The 25351-nt window shown below is 66.3% G+C and carries 21 protein-coding genes; 12 read left to right on the top strand and 9 right to left on the bottom strand.

Going from position 1 to position 25351, the window contains the following annotated elements; genetic code table 11:
- Position 1 precedes the first annotated feature (1 nt).
- Positions 2-1876: an MFS transporter gene (locus C8J98_RS02980; protein WP_107910729.1), complete on the bottom strand. Its 1875-nt coding sequence runs from the start codon at positions 1874-1876 to the stop codon at positions 2-4.
- Between the two features lie 151 nt (positions 1877-2027).
- On the opposite strand from C8J98_RS02980, the gene C8J98_RS02985 reads away from it, so the two are divergent.
- Positions 2028-4097, top strand: coding sequence for an RICIN domain-containing protein (locus tag C8J98_RS02985; RefSeq protein WP_158272578.1), 2070 nt, complete (start codon positions 2028-2030; stop codon positions 4095-4097).
- Between the two features lie 48 nt (positions 4098-4145).
- Here C8J98_RS02985 and purD read toward each other — a convergent pair whose 3' ends face one another.
- The gene (gene purD, locus C8J98_RS02990; protein ID WP_107910733.1) at positions 4146-5429 is read right to left on the bottom strand and encodes a phosphoribosylamine--glycine ligase; all 1284 of its coding nucleotides are present in this window, start codon (positions 5427-5429) and stop codon (positions 4146-4148) included.
- 138 nt (positions 5430-5567) lie between these two features.
- Between purD and blaOXA the strand changes: the two genes are divergently transcribed.
- Positions 5568-6413 (top strand): class D beta-lactamase, encoded by an 846-nt coding sequence (blaOXA, locus tag C8J98_RS02995; RefSeq protein ID WP_107910735.1) that lies wholly within the window; start codon positions 5568-5570, stop codon positions 6411-6413.
- Positions 6414-6432: 19 nt separating this feature from the next.
- On the opposite strand, the gene C8J98_RS03000 is transcribed toward blaOXA, so the two are convergent.
- The 5 genes from C8J98_RS03000 to C8J98_RS03020 all read right to left on the bottom strand — a co-directional run bounded on the left by C8J98_RS03000 (position 6433) and on the right by C8J98_RS03020 (position 13446).
- Complete coding sequence (locus C8J98_RS03000; protein WP_107911141.1) at positions 6433-7791, bottom strand: AMP-binding protein; 1359 nt, start codon at positions 7789-7791, stop codon at positions 6433-6435.
- A 22-nt stretch (positions 7792-7813) separates the two neighbouring features.
- The gene (locus C8J98_RS03005; RefSeq protein ID WP_107910737.1) at positions 7814-8383 is read right to left on the bottom strand and encodes a Sua5/YciO/YrdC/YwlC family protein; all 570 of its coding nucleotides are present in this window, start codon (positions 8381-8383) and stop codon (positions 7814-7816) included.
- A 1-nt stretch (position 8384) separates the two neighbouring features.
- Positions 8385-10928 carry a DNA topoisomerase I gene (locus C8J98_RS03010; protein WP_107910739.1) on the bottom strand — a complete coding sequence of 848 codons (2544 nt, stop codon included), beginning with the start codon at positions 10926-10928 and terminating at the stop codon, positions 8385-8387.
- 100 nt (positions 10929-11028) lie between these two features.
- A complete protein-coding gene (gene dprA, locus C8J98_RS03015; protein WP_107910741.1) occupies positions 11029-12168 on the bottom strand; it encodes a DNA-processing protein DprA in 1140 nt (379 codons plus the stop codon).
- 123 nt (positions 12169-12291) lie between these two features.
- The gene (locus C8J98_RS03020; protein ID WP_107910743.1) at positions 12292-13446 is read right to left on the bottom strand and encodes a LysM domain-containing protein; all 1155 of its coding nucleotides are present in this window, start codon (positions 13444-13446) and stop codon (positions 12292-12294) included.
- A 206-nt stretch (positions 13447-13652) separates the two neighbouring features.
- Between C8J98_RS03020 and def the strand changes: the two genes are divergently transcribed.
- The 5 genes from def (at position 13653) to C8J98_RS03045 (ending at position 18745) form a co-directional block, all read left to right on the top strand.
- Entirely contained in the window at positions 13653-14156 is a 504-nt protein-coding gene (gene def, locus C8J98_RS03025) for a peptide deformylase (RefSeq protein WP_107910745.1), read from the top strand.
- A 17-nt stretch (positions 14157-14173) separates the two neighbouring features.
- Positions 14174-15103: a methionyl-tRNA formyltransferase gene (fmt, locus tag C8J98_RS03030; protein ID WP_107911143.1), complete on the top strand. Its 930-nt coding sequence runs from the start codon at positions 14174-14176 to the stop codon at positions 15101-15103.
- Positions 15100-16404, top strand: a complete 1305-nt coding sequence (gene rsmB, locus C8J98_RS03035) for a 16S rRNA (cytosine(967)-C(5))-methyltransferase RsmB (protein WP_233260081.1) — start codon at positions 15100-15102, stop codon at positions 16402-16404. The genes fmt and rsmB overlap by 4 nt, the downstream gene beginning before the upstream one ends.
- 95 nt (positions 16405-16499) lie before the next feature.
- Positions 16500-17774, top strand: coding sequence for an O-antigen ligase family protein (locus C8J98_RS03040; RefSeq protein ID WP_107910749.1), 1275 nt, complete (start codon positions 16500-16502; stop codon positions 17772-17774).
- A gap of 2 nt (positions 17775-17776) precedes the next feature.
- Complete coding sequence (locus C8J98_RS03045; protein ID WP_233260082.1) at positions 17777-18745, top strand: glycosyltransferase; 969 nt, start codon at positions 17777-17779, stop codon at positions 18743-18745.
- Here the strand turns inward: C8J98_RS03045 and C8J98_RS03050 are convergent.
- Complete coding sequence (locus tag C8J98_RS03050; RefSeq protein ID WP_107910751.1) at positions 18737-19567, bottom strand: glycosyltransferase family 2 protein; 831 nt, start codon at positions 19565-19567, stop codon at positions 18737-18739. The two genes, C8J98_RS03045 and C8J98_RS03050, sit on opposite strands and share 9 nt — an antisense overlap.
- Positions 19568-19611: 44 nt before the next feature.
- Between C8J98_RS03050 and C8J98_RS03055 the strand changes: the two genes are divergently transcribed.
- The 4 genes from C8J98_RS03055 to C8J98_RS03070 all read left to right on the top strand — a co-directional run bounded on the left by C8J98_RS03055 (position 19612) and on the right by C8J98_RS03070 (position 23870).
- Complete coding sequence (locus C8J98_RS03055) at positions 19612-20445, top strand: glycosyltransferase family 2 protein (protein ID WP_107910753.1); 834 nt, start codon at positions 19612-19614, stop codon at positions 20443-20445.
- Complete coding sequence (locus C8J98_RS03060) at positions 20442-21473, top strand: CDP-glycerol glycerophosphotransferase family protein (RefSeq protein ID WP_107910755.1); 1032 nt, start codon at positions 20442-20444, stop codon at positions 21471-21473. Before C8J98_RS03055 ends, C8J98_RS03060 begins: the two co-directional genes overlap by 4 nt.
- Positions 21474-21582: 109 nt before the next feature.
- Positions 21583-23550 carry a glycosyltransferase family 39 protein gene (locus tag C8J98_RS03065; RefSeq protein ID WP_107911147.1) on the top strand — a complete coding sequence of 656 codons (1968 nt, stop codon included), beginning with the start codon at positions 21583-21585 and terminating at the stop codon, positions 23548-23550.
- Positions 23547-23870 (top strand): tetratricopeptide repeat protein, encoded by a 324-nt coding sequence (locus C8J98_RS03070; RefSeq protein ID WP_107910757.1) that lies wholly within the window; start codon positions 23547-23549, stop codon positions 23868-23870. Before C8J98_RS03065 ends, C8J98_RS03070 begins: the two co-directional genes overlap by 4 nt.
- Here C8J98_RS03070 and C8J98_RS03075 read toward each other — a convergent pair.
- Positions 23845-24747 (bottom strand): lipid A biosynthesis acyltransferase, encoded by a 903-nt coding sequence (locus tag C8J98_RS03075; protein ID WP_107910759.1) that lies wholly within the window; start codon positions 24745-24747, stop codon positions 23845-23847. The genes C8J98_RS03070 and C8J98_RS03075 overlap by 26 nt on opposite strands.
- 67 nt (positions 24748-24814) lie before the next feature.
- Here C8J98_RS03075 and dtd point away from each other — a divergent pair, with 67 nt between their 5' ends.
- Positions 24815-25258 (top strand): D-aminoacyl-tRNA deacylase, encoded by a 444-nt coding sequence (gene dtd, locus C8J98_RS03080; protein ID WP_107910761.1) that lies wholly within the window; start codon positions 24815-24817, stop codon positions 25256-25258.
- Positions 25259-25351: the final 93 nt, after the last annotated feature.

Below are 25351 nucleotides of genomic sequence, written 5' to 3' on the forward strand. Positions count from 1 at the left end.
CTCAGGCCTTGTCGCCGCGAAGCTCACCCACCCGGGATTCCAGCACCGCCGCATTTGCCTCGATCGCCGATAACGGCGCGCCGCCCACCAGTTCGATCTTCGACCAGAACCGGCGCGGCAGGCGCGACCGGTGCAGCGCGCTGTCGCGCCGGCTGAAGATGCTGCCCCACATCCCCCTGAGCGCCAGCGGCACCACGGGCACCGGGCGACGTGCAAGGATCTGGTCGACGCCGGGGCGGAAGGTCGCGATGCCGCCGTCCTTGGTCAGGCCGCCCTCCGGGAAGATGCAGACTACTTCGCCTGCCGCGAGTGCCTCGTCGATCAGCTCGAACGCGCGGGCCAGTTGCGCCTCGTCTTCGTTGCGCCCGGCGATCGGAATCGCCTTCGCCGTACGAAACACGAAATTCAGCACCGGGATGTTGAAGATCTTGTAGTACATGACGAAGCGCATGGGCCGACGCACGCTGGCCATGAGGATCAGCGGATCCATGAAGCTCACATGGTTGCATACCACCAGCGCGGCGCCTTCGTCCGGCACGTTCTTCAACCCGTCCACGCGCACGCGGTAAAGCGTGTGCACGAGTACCCAGGTGATGAACCGCATCATGAACTCGGGCACCAGGGTGAAGATGTATATCGCGACGGCGATGTTGATCAGGCCGGTGATAAGGAAGATGGTCGGCACGCTGAGACCGAGCATCGTCAGGCCGATGCCGAACGCGGACGCGGCGCAGATCAGCAGCGCATTGACGATATTGTTGCCGGCAATAATGCGCGACAGGCGCTCGCGGGGCGCCCGACTCTGCACGAAGGCGAACAGCGGCACCACGTAGAAACCCGCGAACGCGCCGATCATGGCGAGGTCCAGCGCAACGCGCCACGCACCGGGCACCGCCAGGAAGGATGTCCAGTTCAACGATGCCCCCGCGATCACCGCTGGATGAGCGAAGAACAGGTCGACCGCGAACACGGTCAGCCCGAAGGCACCCATCGGCACGAGGCCGATTTCCACACGCTTTCCGGAAAGCCTCTCGCAAAGCAGCGAGCCCACGCCGGTCCCGATCGAGAACAGCGTAAGCGCAAGCGTATTGACCGAGCCGTCACCACCGAGCACGTGGCGTGTGTAGTTCGGCAGCTGCGCGATCATCACCGTGCCGAAGAACCAGAACCAGGAAATACCCAGCACCGCGTTGAAGATGGCGCGGTCCTGATGGGTGAGCTTGAGGACGCGCCAGGTTTCGCTCAGCGGATTCCAGTTGAACTTCAGGTCGGGCGCCGTGGCCGGCGCAGCCGGAATGGAACGGCTCACGAGATAGCCCGTGACGGCGATCGCGATCGTGGCCAACGAAGCCGCCAGCGTACCGTAGCCGGCGATCAGCATCAGGGAGTTGCCGACGATCATGCCGATCAACATCGCCAGCTGCGTGCCCGTCTCGACCAGCGCATTGCCGCCGACCAGCTCACCGCGCTCGAGCGCCTGCGGCAGGATCGAGTACTTGATCGGACCGAACATCGTCGAGTGCATGCCCATCAGGAACAGCACCACGAGCAGCAGCGAAATGTGGTGGGTGAAGAATCCGATCGCGGCGACAGACATGGCCGCGATTTCGAACAGCTTAACGAAACGGATGAGGCGGGTCTTCTCGAACTTCTCCGCAATCTGCCCGGCTGTCGCGGAGAAAAGGAAATACGGAAGGATGAACAATGCCGGCGCGAGGTTCGTGTAGAGCGAGACCTGTGCGTCGGGCAAGGCCATCTGGAACGCCACGAGCATGACCATCGCGTTGCGGAATGCGTTGTCGTTGAACGCGCCGAGTGCCTGCGTCCAGAAAAAGGGCGCGAAGCGTCGCTTAGCCAACAAGGAGAACTGGGACATTCCATGCGCCATCGACGAAGGTGGCAACGAGTGTAGCCGAGCGTAGGGCCTGCACGAAGGCCCACGCACTTCGTCGGACTCGACCTACATCAGACTTCGGGTGCGTCCGGACAAGATGTCTTCTTCCTCCTACTGCCAAGGATTTGGCGCAATGAAACGTCGATACCTTTCGATCGTCCTACCGGCGTGCTTCGCGACGCTCGTACCTGCATTCGCCGACGCGGCACAGGCAGATACACGCGCCGGTGGCACATCACGCACCCACTCCCTGGCTCCGGCTGTTCTTGCCGTGGCCGATATCCCGGCCACCCTCACCGCCACCGGAGGCAATCCAACCGGGTGGATCACTCCCGTCCGGTTGCGGGACACATCCCCCACTGAATCCGCGGGCCAAGGGGTCCCACTTGCCGCATGGGTTGCCAGCGCGTCGCTCAGTGACGGTGCGCTGCGGGCCGAGGTGCGGAGGTTGTTCGATCAGGGCGCCGCGATCCTGGTCACCAGTTTCGCGGGCGAGGCACGCCACGAACTGGCGACCTTCGGCTTCGAGCCGATAGGCCGCGTCGCCATCTACCGACAGACACCCGATGGTCTGGACGTCACCTCGATCACCGCGGATTTCCATAACCCGGACGCCGCGGCGGCCTGGCAAAAGGCGTCGGACACGGTCCTCGCCGCCATGCTTCCTTCGGAGGCGCCCCATTTCGAAGCCCTGAGGTCCGACGGGCCGTTGAACGACGAGATCCACGGAGATCGCGCCTTTCTTCGGGTCGACGACCAGACAATCGCAAGCAACGGCCGGTCCGCATCCCAGACGATCCGTGTCATGCGCGACACCACGGCAAGCCACGACTACAAGGTGATCGCCGTGGAAGCCGCCGTCCATGTGATCCCCCATACAAATGGGGTGCTCAAGCATCGTGATGACGAAAACAGCACCCCTTACTTCGAGCGCGTTGGCGAGGGCTTCTATCTCTTTGCTCCGAACGCTTACCGCGCCACGACGGTCCTGCAATGGCAGGGAGATGCTCCGGCCGCGCAGCTGCTGCAGGCCATACCGAAGACCAGCGGTGCGACCAACCGCAAGATCACCGAGGACATCACGAGCAAGAGCACATTGACGGCGTCGATCACACCCGAGTACGCGCGCGGGCTCAATAAGGACGGCATCTTCTACCAGGGGAAGGTCCCATTTTCGTTGGCCTTCGCATCTGAAACCAGCGAGCGCTCCGCCGTCGAGATGAACGTCGAGGACTACTCGGTCAGCGCCAAAGCGCAGACGTACCGGTGGGGTCTTGCAAGCACATGGACGTTCCCTCTCGCGAACGATATCAGCGGCAATCCCGATTACTTTGGCGCGGAGAAATTGTCGACACGAAAGATGACCCCCATGATGCGTGAAGCGTCGCTCGCTACCGCCTCCGAATGGAGGGTCGATGGAGACTACGAACAGACCATTCTGATCGCGTCGCGAGGCACGGTAGAGAACCGGCGTTTCACCTGGTCAGGCGTCCGCGATGATCCTGACCGGGGCCCTCGTGTGTTCCCGGACCGCGCCTCGATCGACCCCTTCAGTCTCGACGAGAAGGGCCTGCCGTGGGAACAGGACGTCAACGAGGCTGGCACCCAGGATGGCGACGCGCAGCCCTGGGTAGTCTCGAAGATCGACCTCTCGTCACCCTATCTCACGCGCAGTCCGACCATCCTCATCCAGAGCCTCGCGGGACTTGGCGAATGCCTTCAGGCCGATAACGGCATGGTGGAGCTTGCCGCGTGCGACAAAGGCGATCGGTCGCAACAATGGAGCCTGGAGGCCGACAGTACCTATCGTAATCGCGCGGACGGTGCCTGCCTCACAACGGCTCCAGGCGATGGAAGCATGACCACGACTGCCTGCGCGGCAAACACCCTCAACCAGCAATGGAAGTGGTCGGCCGATCGCATCCACTCCATGTACGACGGCGGGGAAACCTGGCGCCTTCATGTGCACGCGGGGGCGATCAACGCGAAGTTCGATGCATCGCGCCACCAGCGAATGGCGCCCAATCCGAACCACTTCCTGCTGCGTCCATGGTCGTCGTACCCGTCAGCGCCCAGTGAGAAGGACTGGGTACCTACTCTCTCGGGCCGCCCCTCCGATTTCCAGAAACTTCCCGGATACGAGTACCGCGAAGTGGAAACCACCGAGCGCTGGCAGACGATTGCCCTGCGCCACGGGCTGTAACGACGTCGTCGAGATGAAAGGCCCCGGTTTCGTTCCGGGGCATTTCTTTCAATCGCGCCCGAGAGCCCGATAGGCGATGTCCTTCCGATAGAAGGAACCCGCCAGGTCGATGCGCTCGATGGCGTCGTAGGCCCGGGCACGCGCTTCGGCCAGATCCTCACCCAACGCGCACACCGTCAGAACGCGGCCGCCCGAACTCACCGCTACACCCTGCACATCGGTTGCCGTGCCGGCGTGGAACACCTTTACATCCTGGCCGAACGATCGGTCCGCGCCGTGGATGACGTCGCCCGTACGGATCTTCCCGGGGTATCCGCCCGCGGCGAGCACGACGCCGAGTGAAGGCCGCGGATCCCATGCTGCTTCGACACGACGGACGTCCCCATCGAGCGCCGCTTCAACAAGATCGACGAGATCGGATTCCAGGCGCAGCATGATCGGCTGGGTTTCCGGATCGCCGAAGCGCACGTTGAACTCGATGACCTTGGCCGCGCCGGCCTTGTCGATCATCAGGCCCGCATAAAGGAATCCGGTGAACGGCGCGCCGTCGGCAGCCATGCCGTCGAGCGTGGGCTGGATGATTTCGCGCATCACTCGCGCAGACACTTCGTCAGTCACCACCGGCGCCGGCGAGTAAGCACCCATGCCGCCGGTGTTCGGGCCCAGGTCGCCATTGTCGCGGCGTTTGTGGTCCTGGCTGGTCGCCATTGGCAAGGCGTGCCTGCCGTCGGCGATGACGATGAAGCTGGCTTCCTCACCGTCGAGGAATTCCTCGATCACCACACGCGAGGACGCATCGCCGAAGGCCTGCTGGCCGAGCATGTCATCCAGCGCCGCCTCGGCTTCGTCGAGGCTCATGGCGACGACCACGCCCTTGCCGGCCGCCAGACCGTCGGCCTTGATGACGATGGGCGCGCCGGTGCTGCGCACGTGGGCGAGAGCCGGCGCCAGTTCGGTGAACACGGCGTAGTGCGCGGTGGGAATGTGGTGTCGGGCCAGGAAGTCCTTGGCGAAGGCCTTGCTACCTTCGAGCTGGGCGGCCTTGGCCGTGGGACCGAAACAACGCAGGCCCTCGGCAGCAAAGCGGTCCACGACACCAGCGACCAACGGCACCTCGGGTCCGACCACGGTGAGACCAACGCCCTCGCTCTTTGCCAGCGCCAGAAGGCCGTCGATATCCGTCACAGGAATCGGCACGTTCCGCAGGCCGGGCTCGCGCGCGGTACCGGCGTTGCCTGGCGCCACGATGACCTCGTCCACCCGGGCGGACTGAGCGAGCTTCCAGGCCAGCGCGTGTTCGCGACCGCCGCCGCCGATAACGAGGACTTTCATGGGGTGTCTCCAGACTTTGAACCCGGCATTCTACCCGGCGCGAACGACCACGTGCCCCGGAATCGCCTCCTGGGCGCCCCGTGAAGACCCCCATGCGCCCGCAGGCTGTGCGCGGATGCCACCCTAAGGACTATCACCATGCCTCGTCTTGCCACCCTGTTCAGCGCCCTTGCCGTGCTCGTCCTCGCGACGACGGCCCATGCCGATACCTGGCGCGAGCACCCCGAGTGGGGCCGCACGTTCGCCGAGGCTCATCTGCGTGGCACCTTGCTGGTTTACGAAGAAGGCACGAAGACGATGCACGTGTTCGATTCGGCGCGGGCGCGTCACGCGTATCTTCCCGCCTCCACGTTCAAGGTCTTCAACGCCATGGTCGCGATCGACACCGGCGCTGTCACCGACGAGTTCGAGACGATTCCCTGGGACGGCAAGGTGCGCTCGATCGGCGGCAAGCCGATGACGGAATGGAACCGGGCCAACAGCCTCGCCAGCGGCATGCGTTATTCCACCGTGTGGCTTTACCAGGAGGTGGCGCGTCGCGCCGGGCAGCAGCGCATGCAGGCCTGGGTCGACAAGGCCGACTACGGCAACCACGACATCTCCGGCGGCATCGACCGGTTCTGGCTCGATGGAGGCCTGCGCATCTCGGCAGAACAGCAGGTGGCCTTCCTGCGCCGCCTGGCCGACGGCACACTGCCGTTCTCGGCCCGCGCCCAGGAGATTGCCCGTCGCATCACCGTTTACGAATCAGCGCCGACCTACGAACTGCACGCCAAGACCGGCTGGGGCACGAACGCGGCACAGGACAATGCCGATCCCACCAGGGCCAGCGACATTGGCTGGTACGTCGGCTGGGTGGAACACGACGGCAAGCGCTGGTTCTTCGCCATGAACATCGACATCAGGAACGCCGAAGACGGTGGCAAACGGGTGACTCTCGCCCGCCAGATGCTTCAGGATCTTGGCGCATTCGGTCCGCGCTGAACGCACGGACCGAATGCGCTCAGCGATTGCCGAGCAGCTCGATCAACTGCGCGCGCGGCAGCTTGCCCGTCTCGTTGCGTGGAAGCGCCTCGACCAGACGCAGGGGCCGGGGCAGGAACACCGGATCCATCGCGTGACGCAGTGCGTCGAGGACGGCGTCGACGGTTAGCGTGGGGGCGACGACGAGACCGGCGATGCGGCGAATGCCGGCCGCATCGCCTTCGTCCAGCTGGAACAATACGCCGTCATCCACGCCTTCGATGGCCAGAAGGCGGCGGTTGAGATCCCCCAGCGAGGCGCGCTTGCCGGCGATCTCGAGCAGATCGGTATTGCGCCCGCGCAGACGGAAACGGCGTCCTTCATCGTGCAGCGAAACGATGTCCGCCAGCGCGATGGGCTCGGCCAGTTGCGGTGCATCCACGAGCGTGCCGTCCGGCTGTGGATGCAGAACGACGCCTTCGTAGAGCTTCCAGTCCTCGTCGACCGCCGTGCGCCGGCTGGCGAACACGCAGGTCTCGGTCGAGCCGAACACCTCGTGCAGCGGCGCACCGAAGCGCTGTTCAGCCGACGTGGCCAGCTCGACCGGCATGGGCGCCGTCGCCGAAACAAAGGCGGCCAATGGCGGCAGGCTGACGCCGGATTCGATCAGCGCACGAAGGTGCACCGGCGTCGTCACCAGTACGCGCGGATCGGGTAACGAAGCGAGCGCGCTGGCGACGTCGGCCGGGAAGAACGGCCGGCCTGCATGCACGCTCACATCGGAAAGCAGCGGCATCAGCACGGACATCTCCATGCCATACATATGCTGGGGCGGCACCGTGGCGACGACATGGAACGCGTCGCCGATGGCAAGGCCGAGCATGCTGGCGTTGCCTGCATTGCTGGCGACGAAGCTGCCCCACGTCTTCACGTTGGGCTTGGGTTTGCCGGTCGATCCCGAGGTGTAGCCGATCGCGACCACCGCCTCGGCCGGAACCGAGGGGATGCCGCCATAGGCAGGCAGCACGTCGTCCAGCTCAGGCATGCGCAGATAGCCCGGGGGCGCGGGTGACAGGTCGAGCTCACCAATGGCGTAGGCACCGGGATGATTCGCCATCACTTCGTCGACGGCGTGGCGTGCCCGCGAGGGCGGCAGCAGATTGGTCTGGCCGCGCGTCACCAGGGCGGCAAAGGCCACAAGGAAGGCGTAGCGGTCTTCGCAAAGGTTGACCGCGCTCCCGGCCTCGGGAAGCGTCGCCGCCACCTGGCGTACATGGGCGAGGAAGGTTGCCGCCGTCACGGCATGCCCGCCGCGCCACGCGACCACGCGGGAAGGCGAGCCGACGAGCAACGGTAGTGGCGAGGCGCCCGGGCGCCCGGAAATCTCGGTATGGACGATCGACAACGGCGTACTCCCCCTCTCAGGCGCGGATGATAGCGCCGCTGAGGGCGTCACGGATGGTGGTGGGCCGCGCCTGGTCGCCGAGCGCCGCCTCGAGCACGCCGTCGAGGCGCTCGCCGAAGAAACGCTCCAGCGTGGCCACGTCGCGCGCCGGCGTTTCGCCGTGGGGATTGGCACTGGTGGAGACCAGCGGCGCACCGAAGGCGCGGCACAACGCGGCGGCGGGAGCGTGCGCGGTCACGCGCAGGGCAATGCCGGCATGGGCGCCAGCCACCCAGTCAGGCACATGGCCGCTACGTGGAAAAATCCAGGTATGGGGCCCGGGCCACGAGGCGCGGACATCGCGGAGGACGGCCGACGGAACCGCAGCGAGATCGATATAGGGCGCGATCTGGTCGAAGTCGGCGGCGATGAGCAGCACGCCCTGCGTCGCGGGGCGTCCCTTCAGGGCGAACAGGCGGTCGAAGGCGTCGCGATCGTGCGGATCACAGCCGAGGCCATAGACAGCCTCGGTGGGGTAGGCGAGGACGCCGCCACCGCGCACGAGCGCGGCAGCGGCATCGACCGTAGCCGTAGTGAAGCGACGCATGTCAGTCGACGGACGGGGACACCGACTTGGCGGCAGCCGACTTGGCCGGCGCCTTCTTGGCGGCCGCCTTCTTCACGGCGGTTTTCTTCGTCGCCGTTTTCTTCGTCGCTGCCTTTTTCGTCGCGGCTTTCTTGACTGCCGTCTTCTTCACCGCCGTCTTCCTGGCCGTCGCGTCCTTCGGAGCGGCGGCCTTCTTCGTCGCAGCCTTCTTGGCGGCGGCTTTCTTGGTGGCCGTCTTCTTCGACGCCTTGCCGCCGCGCGGCTTCTTGATCGGCGCGGCTGCGAGCAGCTCGATGCATTCGGGCAGGGTCAGTGTTTTCGGCTCGCGGTCCTTGGGGATGCGCGCGTTCTTCTCGCCGTCGGTGATGTAGGGCCCGTAGCGACCGTTGAGCACCTGGATGTCGTTACCGAAGTCGGTGATGATCCGGTTGGCGATGGCCTCGAGCTTCTCCTGCACCAGCTGGAGCGCACGCGGCAGCTCGATGGTGTACGGATCGTCCTCGGGCTTGAGCGAGGCATACGTGCTACCCTGCTTCACGAAGGGACCGAAGCGGCCGACGCCGACGGTGATGTCTTCACCCGCCTCGGACTGGCCAAGGTTGCGCGGCAGCTTGAACAGCTCCATCGCATCCTCGAGCGTGATGGTGTGCATGCTCTGGCCCGGGCGCAGGCTGGCGTAGGTCGGCTTGGCCTCGTCGTCCTTGCTGCCGATCTGCGCGTAAGCGCCGTAGCGGCCCAGGCGCACCGAGACCGGCTTGCCGCTCTTCGGGTCTTCGCCGAGTTCACGCGCACCGGTGGCCTCGTTGCGATCGACCGATTCGGTCTTGTCGTCCACCAGGGTCTTGAATGGCTGCCAGAAGCGCTCGAGCAAGGGCACCCAGGCTTCTTCGCCACGGCTAACCGCGTCCAGCTCGTCTTCGAGGCGGGCGGTGAAGTCGTAATCCACGTAGCGGGCGAAATGCCCGGAGAGGAACTGGCTCACCGCGCGGCCCACGTCGGTGGGGCGGAAGCGACGGCTCTCCAGGAGCACGTATTCACGACTGAGCAGCACCTGGATGATGCTTGCGTACGTGGACGGACGGCCGATGCCGTATTCCTCGAGCGTCTTGACCAGGCTGGCTTCGGAGAAGCGCGGCGGCGGCTCGGTGAAATGCTGGTCGGCCACGACGGCCGCCACAGGCACGACATCGCCCTGGGCCAGGCGCGGCAGGCGACGCTGCTCGTCGTCGTCCTCGGTTTTCTGGTCCTTGCCTTCCTCGTACACGGCGAGGAAGCCCGGGTCGATCACGGTGGTACCTGTGGCGCGGAAGGCCGACTCGCCGACCGGGAACTCCACCGAGACGGTGTTGAGGGTGGCATGGACCATCTGGCAGGCGACGGTGCGCTTCCAGATCAACTCGTAGAGCTTGCGCTGGTCGTCGTTGAGGAACGAGGCCACCGCGCGCGGCATATGCATGGCCGAGGTGGGGCGGATCGCCTCATGCGCTTCCTGCGCGTTCTTGGCCTTGGATTTGTAGACCTGCACCGCGTCAGGCAGCGCGCCCTTGCCGTATTCGCGCGCGATCAGCTCGCGCAGCTCGGCCACGGCGTCGTCGGAAAGGGCCACCGAATCGGTACGCATGTAGCTGATCAGGCCGACGTTGCCCTCGCTGCCGAGCGACACGCCCTCGTAGAGGCCCTGGGCCACTCGCATGGTGCGGCTGGTGGAGAAGCCGAGCTTGCGGGCGGCCTCCTGCTGCAACGTGGAGGTGGTGAACGGCGGTGCGGGGCGGCGCTTGCGCTCGCGGCTGGTGACTTCGCCGACCGTGAACCTGCCAGCCGCGGCCTTCTCCAGCGCGGCGCGCGCGGCCGTGGCATCGGCCTCGTTGGTCAGGTCGAACTGTTCGAATTTCTTGCCGTCCAGCTTGACCAGGCGGGCGTCGAAGTCGCCCTGGGGGTGAGCCATGTTGGCCTGGATGGTCCAGTACTCGCGGGCCGTGAAGGCTTCGATCTCCAGCTCGCGCTCGACGATCATGCGCAGCGCCGGCGACTGCACGCGGCCTGCCGACAAACCGCGCTGCACCTTGCGCCACAGCACGGGTGAGAGATTGAAGCCGACCAGGTAGTCGAGGGCGCGGCGGGCCTGCTGGGCATCGACGAGGTCGTGGGAGAGCTTGCGCGGGTTGGCGACGGCTTCCTTGATGGCGCGCGGCGTGATCTCGCTGAAGACCACGCGTTGGACGTCCTTGCCCTCGAGCAGTCCGCGTTCCCGGAGGATTTCGCTGATGTGCCAGGAGATCGCCTCACCTTCGCGATCCAAGTCGGTCGCGAGATAGATGCTGGTCGCTACTTTCGCCGCCTTGGCGATCGCGTCGACGTGCTTCTCGTTGCGGTCGATGACCTCGTAGGCCATGGCAAAGCCGTGGTCGGGGTCGACCGCGCCCTCCTTCGGTCGCAGGTCGCGCACGTGGCCATACGATGCCAGTACCTGGAAGTCGGGTCCCAGGTACTTGTTGATCGTCTTGGCCTTGGCCGGCGATTCGACGATGAGGAGGTTCTTAGCCATGCGTTAGTCGGTTCCGAAGTCCGTCGGGGCGAGTGAACCCCAGCGTATGTATATATTTAGTTGGAAACATATCGCCGTGACGGCTGTCAAGCCTCGGCGATCAGACCACGCGCTGATAACGGTTCCCGGGCAGGGAGGCAACCACGCCCTCGAGCTCAAGCATCAGAAGCATCGAAGACAGTGCGCCGGCGGTGAAGCCCGTCGTACCGATCAGGGCGTCCAAAGAGGCGGGATCGTAACCCATGGCGTCAAGAAGGCGGCGATATTCGTCATCCTGGCGCCAGTCGAAGGGACCGGTCTTGCGCCGTCCGACTGCCGGAGCCGGCCCGGAGCGGTCCAGCCGGGCCCGCAATTCGACGCCCAGCTCGACCGCCGCAGGCGCCAGTACGCCTAGAATCTCATCGGCACGCTGGACCAGACGGGCACCCTCGGCGATGAGAGCGTGACAGCCTTCCGCCAACGCATTGTGAATGGATCCGGGCAGAGCGAACACTTCGCGCCCCTGCTCGCCGGCGACGCGGGCCGTTATCAGCGACCCGGATCGTAAGCCGGCCTCGATCACGAGCACCCCCAGGCTGAGGCCGGCGATGATCCGGTTGCGCTGGGGAAAGTGGTGCGGCTGGGAGGCCACGCCGGGCGGGTATTCGCTCACGATGGCACCATGGGCGGCGATACGCCGGGCCAGCGCGTGGTGCTTGGGTGGATAGACGCGGTCGGGACCCGTGCCGATGACCGCGACGGTGGGCTCGCCGGCGTCCAGCGCCGCCTCGTGGGCGGCTCCGTCAATGCCATCGGCCATGCCACTGGTGACCAGGAGCCCGCCCACGGCGAGCGCCTCGGCAAACCGCCTGGCGTTGGCGAGGCCCGGTGCCTGGGCGCGGCGGGCACCGACGATGGCGACCTGGGGACGCAGAAGCAGCGACGCATCTCCCTTGACGAAGAGCGCGACCGGCGGATCGGGAATGGCTTCCAGCTGCGGCGGGAAATCCTCATCCGTGCAGCGCAGGAGCCGCTGGTCGTCACCCGACAGCCAGCTGAGGTCGCGAGCCAGCGTGGCCTCGTCGGGAGCGGCGATCCAGGCGCGTCCCTCGGCGGTCAGCGCATCCCCGTGGCTCGCCAGCCAGCGCAGCAAGGGGGTGGCGCCACCCCGACTTACCAGGCCCTCGCGAAGGCGGCGGGCGTTCATGCCGGGGGTACGCAGGAGGATCAGCCACTCACGGAGGTCATCGGAATCGATCATCCGGGCAGTGTAGAGGCCCGACCCGCTGCCCGCGGAAGTGGAAACGGCCGCCCAGGGGGCGGCCGTTTCATCGCCGTTGCCGGCAAGCCCGCTCCCACCAAAAGTAGGGGCGAGCTGATTGCGTCACTCCGGAAGGGTGAGCTTGTCGCCCTTCTGGATCGGCTTCAGGGCATCCATGACCAGGGCGTAGCTGACGTGGTCGAAGGTACGGAAGACCATCACGTGGCCACCGTACTCGTCGGGCAACTGGACCTTGGGCGAGGTATCGCGGCGGTTGTAGTTGCCGGACACTTCGTCGGCGATCTTGTCACCCTGATGCATCACGGTGAACGTCGTGCCGTTGTCGATGCCGTCCGCCGTGCCCGCCGAGATGGAGACCACCTGGCGGCTACCGGCCCCGTTCAGCGCGTCGGTATAGCCGATCACTCGCGGATCCGCCGGCATGGCTTTGGGTGCATGCGGGTAGAAGTAGGGGTCGTAAGGCTTGTCGTCGACCTGCATCAGGCGATCGCCCTTGCGAACTTCCATGGTCGACTCGACCAGCACCAGGCTGGCCACTTCGCCGTTGGTGGCGATGACTTCGGCGGTGCCGATGACGGAAACCTCGACGCCCTGGTCGGTGCCCCGACCGTTGTGGGTGTCATGGGCCGAATCCTCACGCCACGGACCCGGCGCCATGGAAACGTCGCTGTCGAGCTCATCGGCCACGAACGAGCCGTGCTCGCGATTGCCGAGATTGTCGATGTTGCCGGTGTCGCCGCCGTGGTCGCGGAAGCGGTTGGTCGGCCGGACGATGGCCCAGCGCTGGCCCGGCGCGGCCGAGTCCAGGTTCTTGGCGTAGACCTTGTTGCCTGGTGTGGCGCGCAGGTGATTCTCTTCGAACCCGACCAGGTAAGGCGATTGCTCGACGGCGTCGGCGTCCATGACGCGGAGTTCCTTGAGGAACATACGCAGGTCTGCCAGCGGGATCGCCGTGACGGCATCGCCCTCGGCGCGCACGCGCGGCTGCAGGCCGAGGTGCGTGCTGCCACCGTTCATCGAGAGGTTGAGGACATCACCCGGATAGATCAGATGCGGGTTGCGCACCTGCGGGTTGGCCTGCCAGATCTCCGGCCACAGCCATGGCTTGCTCAGAAAGCGCGCCGAAATGTCCCACAGCGTGTCGCCCTTGCGCACCGTATAGGTGTCCGGGTGATCGGGACGGAGCTGGGCCGCGGCGGCATAAACGGCCACGGTGAAAAACATGCCGCCCAGCAGCATGGCGAACTTCTTGATCATGCGGGATTTCCCCCTTCCCCGGTGCTGTCGCGAGTGTAACTGAATCGTTAACGGGCACAATACGTCCGGACGCTCGCCCGGCCCCTGCTGCGCGCGTAGAATACGGGGCCATCCTACAGGGTCGCGCTGCTTGGATTTCGCCGACTTGCCCGCATTTTTCCAGGCAGGACGCGCCGCCGTGGCCCGTAACCGTTCAAGGTGACACCGTGTCGACCCTAACCATCCTGGAATTTCCCGACCCGCGCCTGCGCACCGTCGCCGCCCCGGTCACCGTCTTCGACGACGATCTGAAGCAGTTCGTCGCCGATATGTACGAAACCATGTACGCCGCCAATGGCGTCGGACTGGCCGCCACCCAGGTGAACGTGCACAAGCGCGTCCTCGTGGCGGACATGAGCGACGACCGCGACGAGCCGATGGTGCTAATCAATCCCGAGATCCTCGAGAAGGATGGCCAGCAGGTCTACCAGGAAGGCTGCCTGTCGTTCCCTGGTATCTACGCCGACGTGACGCGCGCCCTGCATGTGAAGGTCCGCGCACAGGACGCGTCGGGAAGCGAGATCATCGTGGACGTGGAAGGTCCGCTGGCCGTCTGCATCCAGCACGAGATGGATCACCTGGCCGGCAAGGTTTTCGTTGACTACCTCTCGCCGCTCAAGCGCGGGATCCTCCTGAAGCGAATGGAAAAGCAACGCAAGGCAAGCGCCTGAGCGCGCCGGTGCGTCCCTTGCGTGTGGTGTTCGCCGGCACACCCGACTTCGCCGTGCCCTGCCTTGAAGCCTGCCGCGATACCGGGGTCGAGGTCGTGGCTGTCTATACCCAACCGGATCGCCCTGCCGGACGCGGCCGCAAGCTCGCCGCCAGCCCGGTCAAGGCGGCGGCACTCGCCGCGGGCATTCCCGTGGAGCAGCCGGAGTCGTTCAAGGCCGAAGCCGACCGTGATCGGCTCGCCGCGTATGCGCCCGACCTCATGGTCGTGGTGGCCTATGGCCTGATCCTGCCACGCAAAGTTCTCGCCATTCCCCGGCTCGGCTGCTGGAACGTACACGCCTCCCTGCTGCCGCGCTGGCGCGGGGCCGCCCCGATCCAGCGGGCGATTCTTGCCGGTGACGACGAATCCGGCGTCGACCTCATGCAGATGGAAGCGGGCCTGGATACCGGGCCCGTCCTTGTCGAGCGACGCACCGACATAGCAGCCGACGAAACCGGCGGCAGCCTGCACGACCGCCTTTCCGCGCTGGGCGCGGATGCGCTCGCCGAAGGCCTGCGCCGCACCCTGGCTGGCGAAACATTGACCGCCCGCATCCAGTCCGACGCGGGCGTGGAATACGCCCATAAGCTCGATAAGGCCGAGGCCCGGCTGGACTTCCAGCTTCCCGCCATCGCCCTTGAACGCAAGGTCCGCGCGTTCAATCCCTGGCCCGTTGCCGAGGCCGATGTCGCCGGCGAGCGCCTGCGCATCTGGTCCGCGCGCGCGATCGATATCACCTCTGGTGCCGAGCTCGGCCAGGTCATCGCCGCGACACGGGAAGGCATCGACATCGCATGCGCCGGTGGCACGCTGCGCCTGACCTCCGTTCAGCGCCCGGGCGGACGCCCGATCGGCGCGGCCGACTACCTGAATGCCCGGCCGGAACTGAAGCAGGCCGCCTCGTGAACAAGCCCATCTCGGTCCGTGCCCTGGCTGCCCAAGCGCTGGCCGATATCGCCCTGTCTGGACACTCGCTGCGCGACGTGGCCGACCGGGCGTTCCCGCGCCTTCCCGATTCGCGCGACCGCGCCCTGCTCACCGCCCTTCTTAATGAGGGTGCGCGCTGGTGGCCCAGGTTCGACGCGGCAATCGACCAGCTGCTGGACAAGCCGATCCGGCGCAACGCGCCGGTCATCCACGCGCTGCTCGTCATCGGCCTGGTCCAGCTGGAAGTGCTCGAGTTGCCAGCCTACGCCGCCGTCGCGGCCACCGTGGAGGCCGTGCGTGAGTTGGGCCGCCCGCGACTCGCGGGGATGGCCAATGCGGTACTGCGGCGCTGGCAGCGTGAACGCGAGACGCTGAATGTGGCGCTGGACGCCACGCCGTCAACGCGCCATGCGCACCCGGCCTGGCTCGCCGCCGCGATCGCCCGCGACTGGCCCGGACAAGCAGAGGAGATCATGGCCGCGGCCAACCAAGAGCCGCCGCTCATGCTTCGCGTCAATCGCAACCGCGCGACCCGCGAGGAAGTCATCGAGCGCCTGACGGGCGCCGGCCTGACGGTCGCACTGCACCCCTGGCTGGCCGATGGCCTGGTGCTGCCGCACAGCACCGAAGTCACCCGGCTACCCGGCTTCGCCCAAGGCGACTTCGCGGTCCAGGACGGCGCCGCCCAGGTGCCCGCGGATCTTCTCGGCCTTGTCGACGGCCAACGTGTGCTCGATGCCTGCGCCGCACCCGGCGGCAAGGCCTGCCACGCACTGGAGCGGGCCAATGTCCATCTGGTCGCCGTCGAATCCGAAGCAAAGCGGGTTCCACGGATTCGCCAGAACCTCGAGCGCCTCGGCCTGAGGGCCGACGTGGTCACAGGCGATGCGGGCGACGCCTCCGCCTGGTGGGACGGCAAGCCGTTCGACCGGGTCATGATCGACGCGCCGTGCTCGGCCACGGGTGTGATCCGACGCCGGCCGGATGTACGCCTGCATCGTCGCGACGCGGATATGGCGGCACTGGTCGTGCAGCAGGGACGCATCCTGGCCGCCTGCTGGGACCTCCTCGCACCCGGTGGCAGTCTTCTCTACGTGACCTGTTCGATCCTGCGGAGCGAGAACGACGGCGTCGTGGGCGCGTTCGTGGCTGGCAGGTCGGATGTCATGGCCATGCCGCTCACGCTGCCGGTGGGTCAGCCGACCGGCAGCGGATGGCAGATCCTCCCGGGCGACGGCGATCTCGACGGCATGTATTACGCCTTGCTCCGCAAGCTGTAACATCTTGGGCAATTCGCGTGCCCATGCGAACCCGAACCGCAGCCTGGCATTGCCGTGGCCGCGGCGTCCCTTACGGGCGCTTATGGAAGTTATGCATGACCGCAGCCACCCCGGCCGCTGATCCAACACGCTCCTGGCGAGCGCTTCTGCTGAGTGCGCTCGTGGCGATCATACCGATCGCCGTGTCCGTTCCCTGGAAGATCAAGGCCCTGCCGATCCTGGTGCTGGTCATCACCGGCATCGTCATGCTCATCACGCGTGCGGAAACCCGCCTCCGTTACCGGGTCGCCTGGGCGATCGTGGTCATCTGCGTTCTGCGCTTCGCCTACGCCGTGTTCAATATCGCCTTCCATCGACTGGGCTGGAACGAACTCGACCTTCCCGCGCAGACCCTGGTGTTCCTCGTCACCGCCGCGGTGTTTACCGGGCGGCTGCACTGGCGTGGCATCTGGACCTTCTTCGCGGTAACCACCCTCGTGCTCGGCGGCTCCTGCATCGTCCAGCGCCACATCATGGGGGTGGACCGGGCGTATGGCATCAACGGCGGCGACTGGAGCGCCATCGAGTTCACCATGGTCACGCTGTGCATGACCCTGTTCTCGATCATCCGGCTGATCCAGCCGCGCATTGCCCAAGGCGAGCGCTGGCTGCACGGCGTCGCCGTCGCGGTGGGCGCCTACGGCGCCATCCTGACGCACAGCCGCGGGCCCATGCTGGCCTTCATACCGGCCCTGCTCATCGTCATCGCGGTGCACATCCGCCGCACCGGCAAGTGGCGTGGCGCGCTGGTCTTCGTGGGCGTGCTGGTCGTCGGCGTCGTGACCGCCACGACCGCCCTGGACCACGAGGTGGTGCGGCGCTTCAGCGAAGTCAGCGGTGAGATGTCCACGTTCAGCAAGGACAATTCGGTGGGCCCGGTGCGCGAACGCATGGCCATGTGGCAATCCGCCTGGGCCGCCTTCTGCCAGCACCCCCTCGTCGGCGTTGGCGTGGACCAGTTCGGCGCCTACACGCGCGCCAGGGTCGCGAGCGGCGAGGCGAGCGAATCCATCGCCAAGTACGACCATCCGCATAACGAATACCTCGAGGCCGCGGCGACCGGTGGTGTGCCAGCGCTGCTGATCGTGCTGCTGTTGTTCGCCTTGCCGGCGGTCCACTTCATCCGCCGCCTGGGCGATCGCGACGAATGGGTGGCCACCCTCGCCACGGCCGGCCTGGCGGTGGTCACGATGTATGTCCTGTCGGCCATGACCGACAACGTGTTCTACCGGGCCATGCCGCATTCGTTCTTCCTTTTCCTCGTGCTCGGCTTCGTCATGGCCACGGCGCTGCCGGTGTCGACGCGGCGCGGCACCGCCGCGAGCGACTGATCTTGCGTATCCACCTGCTCGCCTGGGACAACCAGCGCGGCCTGTCCCATGACATCCGCGTGGTGGAAAACGCCTTGCGCGAGCTTGGCCACGAGGTCACCGTTTCCCGGCTCGGCTCACGCCGGCATGACGGCGCCTGGAAGCTCCGCAGCATGCGTCTGCGCATGCTCCTGGGCGCGCCGCGCTTCGACATCAACCTTTCCCTGGAACATGTGCGCCCCGCCAGTTTCGGGCTGGCCCGCCGCAACCTGCTCATGCCTAACCCCGAGTGGGTCTCGGCGCGCGGCCAGCGCTACCTGGGTCGCTACGATGGCCTGCTGACCAAGACCCATGAAGCGACGAAGATCTTCACCGATCTCGGCCTGCGCGCGCTGGAAGTCGGCTTTCGCAGCCCCGACCGTTACGACGCCGGCGTGCCACGCGATCCGAGGGGATTCCTTCACGCGGCAGGTTCCAGCCAGCTGAAGGGTACGGCGCGCCTGATCGAGGTGTGGAAGCGTCACCCGGAATGGCCACTGCTGACCGTACTTCGCGGGGGCGCCACAGCCGAAGACGAAGGTGGCGCGACCAACCTGCGGATCGTGCGTGAACATTTGCCCGATACGGAAGTCCACCGCCTGCAGAATGCCTGCGCGTTCCACCTCTGCCTGTCGCAAACGGAAGGCTGGGGTCACTACCTGGTCGAGGCGATGAGCTGCGCCGCGGTCGTGCTGGCCTGTGATGGCGCACCCATGAACCAGATGATCGACGCCAGTCGCGGTTTGCCCGTCCGCGCGACCGAGGGCGAACCGTTCAATCTCGCGCGCACGTGGCAGTTCGACGAAGCCGCGCTCGAGCAGGCAGTGGAACGCGCTATCGCCATGCCGGCGAGCGAGCGGGAGGCCCTCGGCGCCAACGCGCGCCGCTGGTACCTCGACAACGAGGCGAGGTTTACCTCACGCCTGGGCGTAGCGTTGGACGCCCTACGCTGAAGCGGGACGTACGTCCGGCGGCGGCGTGACAAACTCCGCCAGGTGCTGGTCGATGCCGAGCTCGCAGCGGACCAGGCCGAGCTTTCGTGTCTCGTCGAGGATGCGGTCGTTCGGATTGTCGACGATGTTCTTCCGGGTGCGGTGGTAAAGGTGCGTCGCCAGCGCACTGAAGCGCAGCTCGCGCCGAAGCATGCCCGCGTGGAAGGCGCGCGTGACCAGCTCGGTGTCCTCGCGGCCCCAGCCCGTCATGCCCTCGTTGAAACCATTCAACATGAGCAGGTCTTCGCGCCAGAATCCCATGTTGCAGCTCTTGATGCCGCGCGTCTTCTGGCTCGGTTTGGCATACCAGCGCGCCAGCACGGGCATGCGCAGGGTGTGACGGCGGCGTTCGATGCCGGGGGTGAAGAAGGTGGCGCGGACCGAACTATCGGCGAGCATGCGTCGGGTCAGTGCTTCGTCGCTGAGCACGCGCGAGCCCTGCACGTAGCAACCCCGCGTGGCAAACGCTTCGTGATCGGCGACGAAGTGCGGCTCGGCCACCATATCGCCGTCCAGGATGATGATGTAGTCGCCCGTGGCCGCGGCGATGGCACGATTGCGCGCGCGACTCATGCGCGCCCCGTCGTCGGGCTGCCAGAGGTGGACCAGGCGTACCGGGAAGGTCGTCGCCACGCGCTCGATCACGCGGCGTGTTTCGCCGGTCGAGCCGTCGTCGGTGACGATGACCTCGTCAGGCAGACGGGTCTGCCGGGCCAGAGATTCGAGCACGCGCTCGAGGGCGCCAGGCCAGTTGTAGGTAATGATGGCAACGGTAATGCGCATGGGGGCGAAGGATAGCTCACAGGCGATTCGGTTAGACTTTCCCGATGGCGAGCCATTCCCTGACCCTTGTAGTGATCACCTATAACGAGGCGCACACGATCGCCCGCTGCCTGGACAGCGTGCCGTTCGCGACCGAGAAGGTGGTGGTCGACAGCGGCAGTACGGACGACACGGTGGCCATCGCGCAGGCGCACGGCGCGCGCGTGGTCCATCAGGACTGGCTTGGGTTCGGCCCCCAGCGCAATTTCGCCACCACCCAGGCCAGTCATGACTGGCTGCTCGCCCTGGACGCCGACGAGTTCCTCTCGCCGGAGCTCGCCGCCGAACTGGAATCGGCGTTGCCGTCCATCCAGGCCAGCGGTGACGCGGCCGCGTTCCTGCGCCGGCGCACCATCTACATGGGCGCGCCCATGCGCTGGTACCGGCCTGCGGTCGGCGAAAAGATGGCGCGCCTGTGGCATCGCGAGCGCGCCCGCTGGACGGACGCCCGTGTGCACGAATCGCTGCGTTTCGATGGCGCGGCACGCACGCTGCGCGCGCCGTTCGACCACGTGAACAACCCCAGCCTGGTCGAGAAACAACTCAAGGTGCTGCGCTATGCCGAGCTGAAGTGCCGCGACTGGTACGACAAAGGCCAGTCGCCGCGGATGTGGCAGACGCCGTTCGTCTTCCTGCTCGCCTTCATCAAGGATTACGTGTTCCGCCTTGCCATGTTCGACGGCTGGCGCGGCTTCATCATCGCCCAGACCGCAGCCAGCTACGCCGTCTACAAGCGCATGCGTTACTACGAAATGCGGCACAACCCTGCCTCACGCGAGTCCGCCGCCACGGCCCTGCACCGTCACGGCCTGGACCGTGGCTCGGAAACCCCCACATGAAGAAGCACTACCTCCTCTACGGCTCGGAGCGTTACGCGCTGGCTATCCTGCGTCCGTTGCAGGACGCGATCCGCGCGCGCGGCGACGAGGCGGCATGGTTCTTCGACGGTCCCGGCGGCGAAGACCTCGTGGCCGGCGAGACCTGGCTGCGGACGACCCAGGAAGTGCGCCACTTCAACCCGATCGCGGTCGTGACCTCGAGCAACGCGGTGCCGCATTTCTTTCCGGGCGTGAAGGTGGAAACCTTCCATGGTTTCAATGCCGGCAAGCCCCGGCACATCTATATCCGCGGCTTCTTCGACCTTTACTGCACCACCGGCCCGAAGGACACGAAGGCGTTTGGCGACATCGCCGCACAGATGGGCCATTTTGCCGTGAAGGAAACCGGCTGGCCCAAGCTCGACCCCTTCATGGGCGAGATGGGTGCGCGACCGGTGCCGCCGTTGCGCCAGCCGCCGGTGATCCTCTATCACTCCACGTTCTCACCCTCGTGGAGCGCCGCGGAGATCCTCTACGACAAGGTGCGCGAGCTCTCACGCAACGGCCGTTACCGCTTCATCGTCACCTTCCACCCGAAGATGAACCCGGAAACCACGGCCAAATACCGCGCACTGGCGAACGAGTACCTCCGCTTCGCCGACGACGACAACATCCTCGACCTGTTCGGCCAGGCGGACATGATGTGCTCGGACACCTCGTCGGCGTTGAGCGAGTTCCTGCTCACCGGCAAACCCGTGGTGACCTTCAAGAACCGGGCTCCCGGCCCGCAGCTGATCGATATCGACGACGCGGAGCAATTCGAGCCGGCCATCGAGCGTGCCCTGGCCCGTTCGCCGGAGCTGATGAAGGCCATCGACGACTTCGGAACCAGTATCCACCCGTACCGCGACGGCAAATCCAGCGAACGGGTGCTCGACGCGATCGACCAGTTCATTGCCGAAGGTGGGCGTAACCGCCGGCGCAAGCCCCTCAATCTGTGGCGCAAACTGAAGATTCGACGACGCATCGGGTATTGGGGCCCGGCCTGACCGGCCGCGGCGTCCACGTTCCGGCGACGACAGGGGCGGTAGGAGTGGAGTCAGCCATTCCACCGATCGTACGTTTAGAATTCATGATCCTTTAACGGTGACGACGCCCTTGTCCAATAGCGCCTATATCCGCTCGGAACATCTTCGCGCCCTCTGGCCATGGCTGCCGCTGTGGTCGGTGATGGCCCTGCTCGCGATTTTCTCGCACGGCCCGATGCCGATGTTCTCCACGCGGACGCTCGCCGTGGCGTGGGAGATGTGGGCGCACGGCCACTGGCTGGTGCCGCATATCAATGGCGACCCGTACAGCGAGAAGGTGCCCCTGCTGTTCTGGATGATCCATGCGGGCTGGGCCGTGTTCGGCGTCAACGATGTGTGGCCGCGCATCCTCGAGGTGGTCTTCGGCGCCGTGCAACTGGTGCTTGCCTCCGTACTGGCCGGCCGCCTGTTTCCCACGCGTCCATGGGTAGCTAAAGCGACGCCATGGCTGCTGATGGCCTTCGCCTACGCCTTCCTGTTCGGCCTGCAGATCATGTACGAGGTGCTCCTCGTGGTCTGGGTGCTGGCCGCCCTGCTCTGCCTCACCCCTACCGCAACCCGTGCCGAGCCCCGCTGGTGGCTGTTCGGCCTGATGGTCGGCCTCGGCCTGCTGACCAAGGGGCCGGTGATGGTGGTGCATGTACTGTTTCCGTTCCTGCTCGGCCCGCTGTGGAACACCTGGGCACGCGAGAACCGCGCCCGCTGGTACGGTTTCGGCTTACTCGGCCTGGTGCTGGGTTTCGCCATCCTGCTTGCCTGGGCGATTCCCGCCGGCGAGGCGGGCGGCGAGGCGTATCGACAGCGCCTGTTCTTCACGCAGACCGCCGGACGCGTGGCCACCAACCATACCCCGGGCCTACAGAGCCATCCGCGGGCGGCCTGGTATTACCTGATCTACCTGCCGGTCATCGTGTTCCCGCTGAGCGGCTGGCTGCGTGGCATCGTCGCCTTGCCGATGACCTTGCTCCGTCGCCCCTGGCGCGCAGGCACGGGTGCGGCGCTGATCGTCGCCGGCGTGGCCTTGCTCCTGTTGCTGGTTTCGGCTGCCGTCGCACCCGTCAATGCACACGTGGACCAGATCCTCCTGGTGGTGGACCGGATCCTGCTGGTGCTGGTGCTGGTGCCGCTGTTTGTTGCCCTGATGCGCCAGCCACTCGAGTCCGGCCTGCAGTTCCTCATCGTGTGGTTGCTGCCGGTCCTGCTGACCTTCTCGCTGATCGGTGGCAAGCAGCTCTACTACGCACTGCCGGAGCTGGCGGGCGTGACCATGCTCGTGGCGGCCGCCGTGGCCGATCTGCGCGAACGTCACAAGGGACTGGCCTCGAACTACGCCCTCGGCACGTGGCCGCTGTCGCTGGGCGCCTTCCTGCTCGCTATCGTGCTGTTCGCCATGCCGTCGGTCGTGCCGACGCACTTCCCGGACAACATCTGGCTCACCGGGATGGCACCGTACTCGCGCTTCTTCGGGGTGATCTTCGTCGTCCTCGGCGCGCTGCTCCTGCTCCGCGGTCGCGGTGAAATGCGCCGGCTGGCTTTCGCCGGCCTGATCGGCACCGTGGCCCTCAATGCCTTGTTCACCATGGGCCTGTGGTATCGCTACGACCTCGCCCCGGCGTCGGCCTTCCTGGCCCAGGCCGATGCGGCCGGGCGCCCGATCGGCAACCTGGGCACCGAGTACAACGGCCAGTACCACTTCGCCGGACGCCTGATGCACCCCATCGCGCGGCTCAACGAGCTGCCGGGTTCCGCCCCGCAGGCGGACGATGACGACGATGACGACGCCATCCACGACGGCGACAGCCTCGACGACTTCGCCCGGCACCACCCGGACGGCTTGGTGGTGTCCTATGCCAAGCATCCGCCGGCGAACGCCTTCCGCTTCGCCCGGCTGATCCAGCCTTCGCGCACCGGCTGGCTGATGATCTGGGACGCCCCCACGCTCAATGCGCTGCACATGGGTCACCTGCCCCCCGAGCCGAAGCAGCCGACCCTGCTCTACCCACAGGATTACTGGCGCACGCGGACCGCCGCGCGATGACCGACCCCCTCGTCGAACGGCTGCGTGCACAGATCGGCGGCGTTCGCGACGGGGCCCTGCTGCGCTTTTCCATCGGTAACGCCCATCTGGGCGATGGCAGCTACGCCGAGGCGGCCACCGCCTTCCGCGAGGCGCTAGGCTTCGACCCCGCGTATTCCGCGGCCTGGAAACTCTTGGGCAAGGCGCTGCTGGCCATGGACGACGATGCCGGCGCCGCTGAGGCATGGGGCCAGGGCATCACCACGGCGACCGGCCGCGGTGACATGCAGGCCGCGAAGGAAATGACCGTCTTCCTCAACCGCCTTTCGCGGAACGGTTGATCCAGTAAGGGTTACGGCCGGACGCGTTGAAACGCTTGTAGTGCCACTGGTACTGCGCGAAGGCACGCTCCGCACACTGCTCCACGCCACGATTGAGCGCGACACAGGCCACGTCGAGGTCGGCGCTGTCGATGCCTTCCGGGGCCGGCAGGACATGGATGCGGAAACCGGCACCCTCGGGCAACCGCTCGGCAAAACTGAAGAGCACCGTGGCTCCCGTGCGCGCCGCCAGGCGCGGCAGGAGAACCATGGTCAGCGCTTCCTCGCCGAAGAAGGGGGCGAACACACCCTCGCCCTCACGCGGCCGCTGGTCCGGGAGAATACCGACCGTACCGCCGGCGCCGAGGCGCTTGAACAGCGTGCGCACACCGGCACCTTCCGCCCTTACCTGCTCGGGCGCCAGCTTGCCGCGCACCTTGCGCAGCAGCGCTTCGATCGCCTGGATGCGCGGTGGCCGGTAAAGGATGGCCATGGGTGTCTTGCTGCAGAGCCAGTAATTGAGTAGCTCCCAGCATCCCAGGTGGGGGGCGGCGATGATCACGCCTTTGCCCGAAGCCAGCGCAGCTTCGAACAGCTCGCCACCGACCACCTCGCGCACCAGGCCGAGCGAGCGGTCGGCGCCGGCGCCCCAGATCGCGGCTACTTCGGTCACGGACTTGCCGGCCTCCTCCATGGTCTCCTGCAGGAGTTCAGCCCGCTTGGCGTCGGTCAGTTCCGGGCGCGTCAGACGCAGATTGACGGCGGTGACGTGCGTGCTGTGCGAGTGGGCGCGCAACGCCCGCCGGCCCATCCAGGCACCGACCGAATGCACGGTACGCAGCGAAAAGAGGCTGACCAGCCGGAGCAGGAGGTAGAGGAGGTAGATATCGGGGCGCATCCGGAGAAGTGTACCGCCGCGTGCCAGCCTCCTTTAAGCTTGGCCGCCGTCCGCCGTTAGCCTTTCCATGATTGCAGTGATCCAGCGTGCGGAGTCCGCGCGTGTCGATGTCGAGGGAGAAACCGTGGGTGCCATTGGCGCCGGCCTGCTCGCGCTGGTCGCGGTCGAGCCGGGCGACGGTGAAGCTCAGTGCGTCCGCATGCTCGAGCGCCTCCGTGGTTACCGCCTATTTTCCGACAGCGAGGGAAAGATGAACCTCAGCCTCGCCGATACCGGTGGCGGCCTGCTCCTGGTCAGCCAGTTCACTCTTGCCGCCGATACCCGCAAGGGCATGCGCCCCAGCTTCACCACGGCCGCCGCCCCCGCTGAAGCCAGTCTCTGGTTCGACCGCCTTGTGGCCCTGGCGCGTGCCGCGCACGCCCCGGGGGTGGAAACCGGGCGCTTCGGTGCCCATATGAAGGTACATCTCATCAACGATGGCCCGGTCACCTTCCGTCTGGAGGTGCGCTGAGGCGTCCTTACGGGGTCCCATTGGCCCTTTCTTCTCATCGCGACGCTCGACGCCCGGCCGGAAACGGCCATCTGGCGCGATTCTTGCGTCCCC

The organism is Luteibacter sp. OK325 (genome assembly GCF_003050935.1).
Classification (GTDB): domain Bacteria; phylum Pseudomonadota; class Gammaproteobacteria; order Xanthomonadales; family Rhodanobacteraceae; genus Luteibacter.